We start from the raw sequence: 6,506 nt of genomic DNA, 5'->3' as shown, positions 1-6,506 counted from the left end.
GGAGTGCGACACCCCGAACAGCGGGCCGATCTGGCGCATGGTCAGGTTCGTGCGCCAGTACGCGGCGACCAGCAACACCCGATCGGGCAGGTCGAGGGCCCACTGCCGGCCCGGCCGGCCGTCGGCGATGCCGTCACCGCCACGCTCGGCGACCAGCCGGACCAGCTTGCGGAACTGGGCGGGCTGCAACCCGGTGAACGGAAAGATCCAGTCAGGGTTGGCTGCGGTGATCACCTGCACCCAGGGATCCTGACCTGTCGTCCTGACCAGACAGACACCGGGGTTACGAGACGTCCCTTAGGCTCAGAAAGTAAGCCTTCCAAATCCCGATGTAGTGCGGCTCCGAAAGAAGGTCGGATTCATTAAGGCGTTGGAATATTGGTGTGCCAGCAATGTTGAAGGCGGGCACAACTTCAACATTCTTGAGTTCGGGGTAGGTGGTGTACCTCTCGCTGAGGATTCGGAAGATCGCGCTTTTTCCGGTCCCTTTGTCACCCGCTACGACATCGACTCGATCTTCAATCAGCGCGCGAAACGGCTCAGTTTCGACGAAATAGTTTTTCAATAGTTCGTCTGATTCGGCTACTGACGCGCCGAAGTCAAGCTTCCGAAGTGTACCCCTGACCCGCACGCCGACCCTCCATAGTGCAACGTTGGCTCCGCTGTAAGCAGACATCAGGGTACTCGCAGTAATGCGATGATCACACTTGGGGTCTGCGCTCCATTTCATGGTCTTGGTTTCCGCCTGAGTGCACCTCCATAGATCACCGGCAGACGTAGTTTGAGCTGGCCAACCGCCATTCACTGCAGGGAGGGTGATGTGGGTTGCCTCTTTTGGCGGTACCGGGAGTGCTGCACCTGAATCAACAAGATCCCAGCAGCGCCGTCGGTGTCGAAGGTCGGGAGTTGCTTGTGATCTGTCGGGTAACGTTGTGGCCGAGTTCCGCTTGAAGCCTGTCTGGAGGTGGAAGGAGGAGGATAGACGGATGCTCTTTTCGACTACCCGAGCAGGCCACCCCTAAGCGGTCGGCTCCAAGGCCGCTCGCCTACCTCCCGGAGATCGTCGGATCTGTCCAGCGCTCGCCTCTCAGCCGTTCGGGGCCCCTGCGTGACACTGCTTCCTGGTGGGCGGGAACAGCTAGTTGGTTTTTGACTGATCCTGTTCCTACATCCCGGGTTGCGGAGGTTGCTGGGCTCGAATTAGCGCTGACCCTGCCGTTGGATGCTGGCTCACGCGCGGTCAAACCCATGGTTGCGGCCAAGCGGGACACGTCGGCCGCACCCGGTCCGGCGCGGAAAACAGCGGTCAGCGCTGCCCGGGCCACGGGGCGAGTTCGTGTCTCCCAGGTGGCGATCCGGTCGGCGGTGACCAGTGCTCGGCCGGCGGCGCGCGTGTCGCCGAGGTCCAGATAGGCATGAGTGATGTCGATCAGGTGGGCGGCCCGATGTTCGGCAGGAAGCAGGTGCCAGGCGTTACCGCCGGTGGCCTGTTGGTGAGTCGTCACCGCCGATTGGTGGTCGCCAGACCACATCGCGATCAGTGCCTGGGCGAGCTTGACGGGGGTAGGACCGAACCCCACGCCGTCGCAGTCGTGCTGACGCTGGCCGTCGGCGAGGCGGGCCGCGCGCTCGGTGAGTTCACCTGCCGCGCTGGCGTCCCCGCTGACGGCGGCGGCGAGCGCCGCTTCGATCAGCAGGGTCCCCGTAACGCCGGGCTGGCGGAGGTGGGGCGGTGCCAGGTCCAGTTGGTGTACGGCGTTGACGGCGGCCGTCATCGCCAATCGGCCTCGCCGCAGGGCTCGCAGTGCCTGCGCGAAAGAGATCGCCGCAAGACCGGCCCGCCAGGGGTCACCGGAGGCCGCGCTCATCGCCCGATCGGCGGCTAGCCAGGCGAGATCTGCCTCGCCGAGCTTGACCAGCACCTGCGCGGCGAGCCGGTACACCCGCACCAGCAGGTCCGCGGTGTCTCCCGGCTGTGCGCGGCTATCGCAGAGCAGGTCGGGCAGCAGACGCAGGACCTGGGGGTGGTGACCGTTGCGGTACGCGGTCCACGCGTACCCCGCTTGGGCATCGAGCTGGACCAATGACGGCGCTGGCCTGCCGCCGGTGGGTAGGTCGTAGCGGGCCAGTGCCGCGCGGAGTCGTTCCACGTCGCCGCCGGTGTCGGCGACCTGCTGGCGCGGGGCCCTGCCCGCGAGCAGGACGTCGGGGGCGACGCCGAGGGCTGCGGCGACCGTCTCGATCACCGAGAGTCGGTCGAGGGTACGCACCCCTCGCTCGACCTTGTCCACCCAGCTCTTCGACTTGCGGATCCGGTCGGCGAAGACCTGCTGGCTCATGCCCCGACGTGCGCGTAGCTCTGCCATCCGCCGCCCGATCGGGGGCTCGTTGCTGTTCCGTCGGCTGGGCTGGTTCATTGCTTCCGCTCCGGCGTTGGCTGGATGGCATCGGTGGCCTCGCCGCAGCGCGGGCACCATCGCGACTTGACCCGGAAGGCGAGGAGCCCCAACAGGAGCCCGGGGACCAGGCCGCCGAACACGATCGACACGACTTCGGAAACCATGCGTGTGCTCGCTCTCTGACGACGCCGGAGCCGGGAGTTGCCGCGCGAGGGCGGCTCACGTTGCGGCAACGCTTCGCTGCTGACAGTCATCAGACTTGCGCATCATGTGATGCAAAGCAAGAAGATGCGCTTGATCGACACGCCGAGCACGTGAGTCAGGGCATGGGGAAACGCGAGGCAGGGCGCAGAATCACGACATGCCTCGATTCACGCCCCCGACACCGCGCTCTCGGCGGCTGGGCCGGGAACTGCGCAAGCTCCGCGAAGCCGAGGGCCTGACCGGTGAAGGAGTGGCGGAGACACTTGCCTGCTCGCCGTCTCGGATCAGTCGGATCGAGTCGGGCGAGATCAGACCTCGGGTCGGCGACGTGATGGAGTTGCTGGTCGCGTACGGCGTCAAGATTGACGAGGAGCCGGGAACGTCGCTGCTGGATCAGGCGCGGGGTCTGCGTGAGGACGGTTGGTGGCAGCGCCTCGGTGGCAAGTACGCCACCTACATCGCGTACGAGATCGAGGCAATGGAGCTGAAGAACTTCGAGCCGATGCTTGTGCCCGGTCTACTCCAGACTGAGGGCTATGCCCGTGAGGTCAACGTCATCGGAAGGGAGACCGACCCGGAGACCGTCGAGCAGCGTGTTTCCGCCCGGATGACCCGGCAGGAGGTGCTGCGTCGGAAACCGGTTCCGCTGCGGATGCACGCCATTCTGTCCGAGGCGTCGGTACGCACCGAGGTAGGCGGTCCGGACGTGCTGCGTGAGCAACTCGATCACCTGGTCACCTTGAGTCGGCTGCCGAACGTGACGATCCAGGTGCTGCGCTTCGAGGCCGGCGCCCACCTGGCGGACAGCAGCGGCTTCGCTCTGCTCAGCTTCGAGCGGGACGAGCCACCACTGGGCTACATCGAGACCCTGGCCGGCGAACTGTTCCTTGAGTCAAGCCGCGACCTGGCGCGGCTGTCGGCGGCGTACGACAATCTGAAGACGCTGGCGATGTCGCCCGCCGAGTCGATCCGGTTCATCAAGGAGCTGAGTAAGTATGGAACGCAACGCCTGGCGGACGTCGAGCCGTTCGGGCAGCAACGGACAGTGCGTGGAGGTTCGTGACCGGCGCGTCCGGGTCGACGTTCGCGACTCCAAGGCGCCCGATGCCGGGATGCTGAGCTTCGCGCCCGCCGCCTGGGACTCGTTCGTCGACACGATCAAGACGAACGTCTGCCACCCCTGAACAGGCATGGTTCACGGCACCCGCGACGACTTGCTCGACCGCCTGGCTGAGGCAGTCGGGTCCGTCACGCTCACCCACCCGACGCGGGTTGCCGTCGACGGACCGCCCGCCACCGGCAAGACCACCCTCGCCGACGAGGACGTCATCCGCGCCACGATCGACGATTTCCTCTTCCCCCGGGCGCGGCGTTATCTGCGCGGCGAGTACTCGGCCGAGGGCTGCTACTGCGACGCCCACGACTACGACGCGTTGAACCGGTTCTGCTCGATCCACTCGCCCAGGCGGAGATCTAGGCTTCCAACACGCAGTCTACGACCGTGCTACGGATGCTGACCATCGGCGCGATAGCCCTCTGGTCCCTGAAGCCGGCGGTGGTCTGGGTGCCGATCGCCATCACGTTTGGGACAGTGTTTGTCGGGGTGGCCTCGATATGGGTGGGGCTGGCGACTCTGTACACCCGTCGACTCGTGACACGGGGCGGCACCAACCGACATGCAGCCCTGATGAAGACCTTGCGACGAAACGTGGTGGCGCGAGCGAGTCGTGGCCACTGATGCCGCATTCCACGGCGTGACGTTGCTGGTAGACGTGGGGGTCGAAGGCCGGTGGCCGGCCGCGCCTACGTCTCGTCGGCGCTGTCGTGTGCGATCTGGTGACGGCGGATCTCGGCGTGGTTGTCGGCGGACCAGGCCGCCAGGGCCAGGACGGTCGACAGAAGCGAACTGCCGAGTTCGGTGAGGGCGTATTCGACGCGCGGCGGGACTTCCGGGTAGGAGGTCCGGGTGACGAGCCCGGTGCGCTGCAGGTGCTTCAAGGTCAGCGTGAGCATGCGCTGGGAGATGCCGGGGATCGCGTCGGCCAGGTCCGAGTAGCGGACGGGATTGTCGGCGAGCGTACCGATGATCAACACGCTCCACTTGTCACCGACAAGGTCCAGGACCTCGCGGATGAAGTCGGCGTCTTCGTCGTTCCAGTGCGCACAGGGCCCTGGCACCCTCCGGACGTTCGCCCGGACGTTGGTTCGCCTCCGCCGAAGATCCTCCGCACGCATACCTGCCACCCCTTCTGCTCAGCCTCTACGCACATGAATGTGCCTTTTGCGCGGCCCACACGCACATGAATGTGCCTTTTGCACGCTTCCGATTCTAATGCATCATGGGGCTACGAACAGAGAGTAGGAAATGAAGGGAGCGTGCGATGAAGATCGAGTTCTGGTCAGACATCGTCTGCCCGTACTGCGGGCTGATGGACCACCGACTCCACCTGGCCCTGGACCGGTTCGCCTACGGCGACCAGGTGCAGGTGGTCCACCGGTCGTTCCAGCTGCACCCTGACCTGCCACGGTCGGGCGTCACTCAGCGGGAGCTGATCGGGATGGCCGGGGCACCCGCGTCGACCGTCGAGCGGGTCCTGCGGCCGATCGAGCGGGCCGCCAAGGCGGAGGGCCTGACGCCCTACCGCGCGGTCGATCGCACGCTCGGCCCGACCGACCTGGCCCATGAGCTGCTCGCCTACGCCGCGGACCAGGGCCGGGCCAACGAGATCTGGACGGCGATGTTCCGCGCGCACTTCGGGCGGGCCCGCAAGCTGTGGACCGCCGACGAGGTCCTCGATTTCGCCGCCGAGGTGGGCCTGGACCGTGCGGAGGCAGCCGAGGTACTTCGCAGCCGCCGTTACCGGTCCCGCGTGACGGCCGACCAGCGTGAGGCGCAGCGCCTCGGCGCCCGTGGCGCGCCGTTCCTCGTGTTCGACGGCCGCCTCGCCGTCCCCGGGGCCATCGGTACCGATGATCTGCTGGCGGTGATCACCAAGGTGTGGGACGAAAGTCATCCCACGCCGCAGCCACTGCCGGTCGTCGCTGGCGCCGAGGGGGTCTGCACCCCGGACGGCTGCGCATAGCCCGAGCCCGGCATCGCCTGACAGCCCGCCCGGGACCCCGCCGGCGACATCCCGCCCGGCATATCTCGCTAGCTACCCGAGCCGACCGCTCGGGGGAACAAGCGGTGGACCCACGAGGGTTCGCCATACCGATTTGGAGTTACAAACCATGACAAACCTGAAGGCGCAGGACAGTGCTCTGATCCTGATCGACCACCAGGTCATCTCGATGGGGTTCATCAAGACCCAGTCGCCCGAGGTCGCCAAGTTGAACAGCATCACGCTGGTCAAGGCGGCGAAGGTCCTCGACATGCCCAACGTCTGGACCAGCAGCACCGAGGACGACAACAAGGACTGGTGGATGCCCGGGCTGGAGGAGATCAACCCGGAGGCCTACGCGAACCGGATCAAGCGCACCGGCATCGTCGACTCTTGGGACGACCCGGAGTTCGTGCAGGCAGTCGAGGCCACCGGTCGCCGGACCCTGATCATGGCCGGCACCACCAACGACGGATGCCTGGTCTATACCGCCCTCAGCGCCAAGCAGGCCGGATACGAGGTCTACGCGGTGCTCGACGCCGGAGGGTCGGTGTTCCAGTACTCCGAAGAAATCGCGCGACTGCGCATGATTCAGGCCGGCGTCAACCTGATCACCACCGCTGCGGTCCTCGGCGAACTCGCCAGGGACTGGGCCACTCCGCATGGTGCGGAAATTCGCAAGCTACTGGCCGAGAACCTCACGACCACCATCGGTGGATTCGGGTTGGCGAAGTAGACGCAGTGCCCCAGCGGGCCCGACGGCAGGCTGCGCTCGCTCAACTCAGCCCCCGCCGGGCCCGCT

9 protein-coding genes and 1 pseudogene are annotated in these 6,506 nt (G+C 66.1%); 5 read left to right on the top strand and 5 right to left on the bottom strand.

Annotated features, from left to right (window positions below):
* The 4 genes from V6U86_RS07305 to V6U86_RS07290 form a co-directional block, all read right to left on the bottom strand.
* Positions 1–240: helix-turn-helix domain-containing protein (locus tag V6U86_RS07305; RefSeq protein ID WP_334499864.1), on the bottom strand; the 240-nt coding region annotated here is incomplete at its 3' end.
* 43 nt (positions 241–283) lie between these two features.
* Positions 284–676, bottom strand: coding sequence for a hypothetical protein (locus V6U86_RS07300; RefSeq protein WP_334499862.1), 393 nt, complete (start codon positions 674–676; stop codon positions 284–286).
* Between the two features lie 370 nt (positions 677–1,046).
* A complete protein-coding gene (locus V6U86_RS07295) occupies positions 1,047–2,417 on the bottom strand; it encodes a helix-turn-helix domain-containing protein (RefSeq protein WP_334499860.1) in 1,371 nt (456 codons plus the stop codon).
* Positions 2,414–2,563: a hypothetical protein gene (locus V6U86_RS07290; protein WP_334499858.1), complete on the bottom strand. Its 150-nt coding sequence runs from the start codon at positions 2,561–2,563 to the stop codon at positions 2,414–2,416. The genes V6U86_RS07295 and V6U86_RS07290 overlap by 4 nt, the downstream gene beginning before the upstream one ends.
* Before the next feature lie 197 nt (positions 2,564–2,760).
* On the opposite strand from V6U86_RS07290, the gene V6U86_RS07285 reads away from it, so the two are divergent.
* The 3 genes and pseudogenes from V6U86_RS07285 to V6U86_RS07275 all read left to right on the top strand — a co-directional run.
* Entirely contained in the window at positions 2,761–3,666 is a 906-nt protein-coding gene (locus V6U86_RS07285; protein WP_334499856.1) for a helix-turn-helix domain-containing protein, read from the top strand.
* On the top strand, positions 3,653–3,787 hold the full coding sequence (locus V6U86_RS07280) for a DUF397 domain-containing protein (RefSeq protein ID WP_334499854.1): 135 nt from the start codon (positions 3,653–3,655) through the stop codon (positions 3,785–3,787). Before V6U86_RS07285 ends, V6U86_RS07280 begins: the two co-directional genes overlap by 14 nt.
* A gap of 6 nt (positions 3,788–3,793) precedes the next feature.
* Positions 3,794–4,118, top strand: a pseudogene (locus V6U86_RS07275) (uridylate kinase); the annotation flags it as partial.
* Between the two features lie 288 nt (positions 4,119–4,406).
* Here V6U86_RS07275 and V6U86_RS07270 read toward each other — a convergent pair.
* The gene (locus V6U86_RS07270) at positions 4,407–4,781 is read right to left on the bottom strand and encodes a winged helix-turn-helix transcriptional regulator (RefSeq protein WP_334499852.1); all 375 of its coding nucleotides are present in this window, start codon (positions 4,779–4,781) and stop codon (positions 4,407–4,409) included.
* Between the two features lie 203 nt (positions 4,782–4,984).
* On the opposite strand from V6U86_RS07270, the gene V6U86_RS07265 reads away from it, so the two are divergent.
* Positions 4,985–5,686 carry a DsbA family oxidoreductase gene (locus V6U86_RS07265; protein ID WP_334499850.1) on the top strand — a complete coding sequence of 234 codons (702 nt, stop codon included), beginning with the start codon at positions 4,985–4,987 and terminating at the stop codon, positions 5,684–5,686.
* Positions 5,687–5,834: 148 nt separating this feature from the next.
* Complete coding sequence (locus V6U86_RS07260; RefSeq protein ID WP_334499847.1) at positions 5,835–6,440, top strand: isochorismatase family protein; 606 nt, start codon at positions 5,835–5,837, stop codon at positions 6,438–6,440.
* Positions 6,441–6,506: the final 66 nt, after the last annotated feature.

Source organism: Micromonospora sp. CPCC 205558, assembly GCF_036902955.1.
Classification (GTDB): Bacteria; Actinomycetota; Actinomycetes; order Mycobacteriales; family Micromonosporaceae; genus Micromonospora.
The sequence above is the reverse complement of the archived record's forward strand: the minus strand, read 5'-3'. Positions and strand labels throughout refer to the sequence as shown.

Bases quoted from the DNA above. Each gene is read 5' to 3' on its own strand.
- V6U86_RS07265 (WP_334499850.1), top strand. From the start codon at position 4,985: ATGAAGATCGAGTTCTGGTCAGACATCGTCTGCCCGTACTGCGGGCTG.
- V6U86_RS07290 (WP_334499858.1), bottom strand. From the start codon at position 2,563: ATGGTTTCCGAAGTCGTGTCGATCGTGTTCGGCGGCCTGGTCCCCGGG.
- V6U86_RS07260 (WP_334499847.1), top strand. From the start codon at position 5,835: ATGACAAACCTGAAGGCGCAGGACAGTGCTCTGATCCTGATCGACCAC.
- V6U86_RS07300 (WP_334499862.1), bottom strand. From the start codon at position 676: ATGTCTGCTTACAGCGGAGCCAACGTTGCACTATGGAGGGTCGGCGTG.
- V6U86_RS07285 (WP_334499856.1), top strand. From the start codon at position 2,761: ATGCCTCGATTCACGCCCCCGACACCGCGCTCTCGGCGGCTGGGCCGG.
- V6U86_RS07295 (WP_334499860.1), bottom strand. From the start codon at position 2,417: ATGAACCAGCCCAGCCGACGGAACAGCAACGAGCCCCCGATCGGGCGG.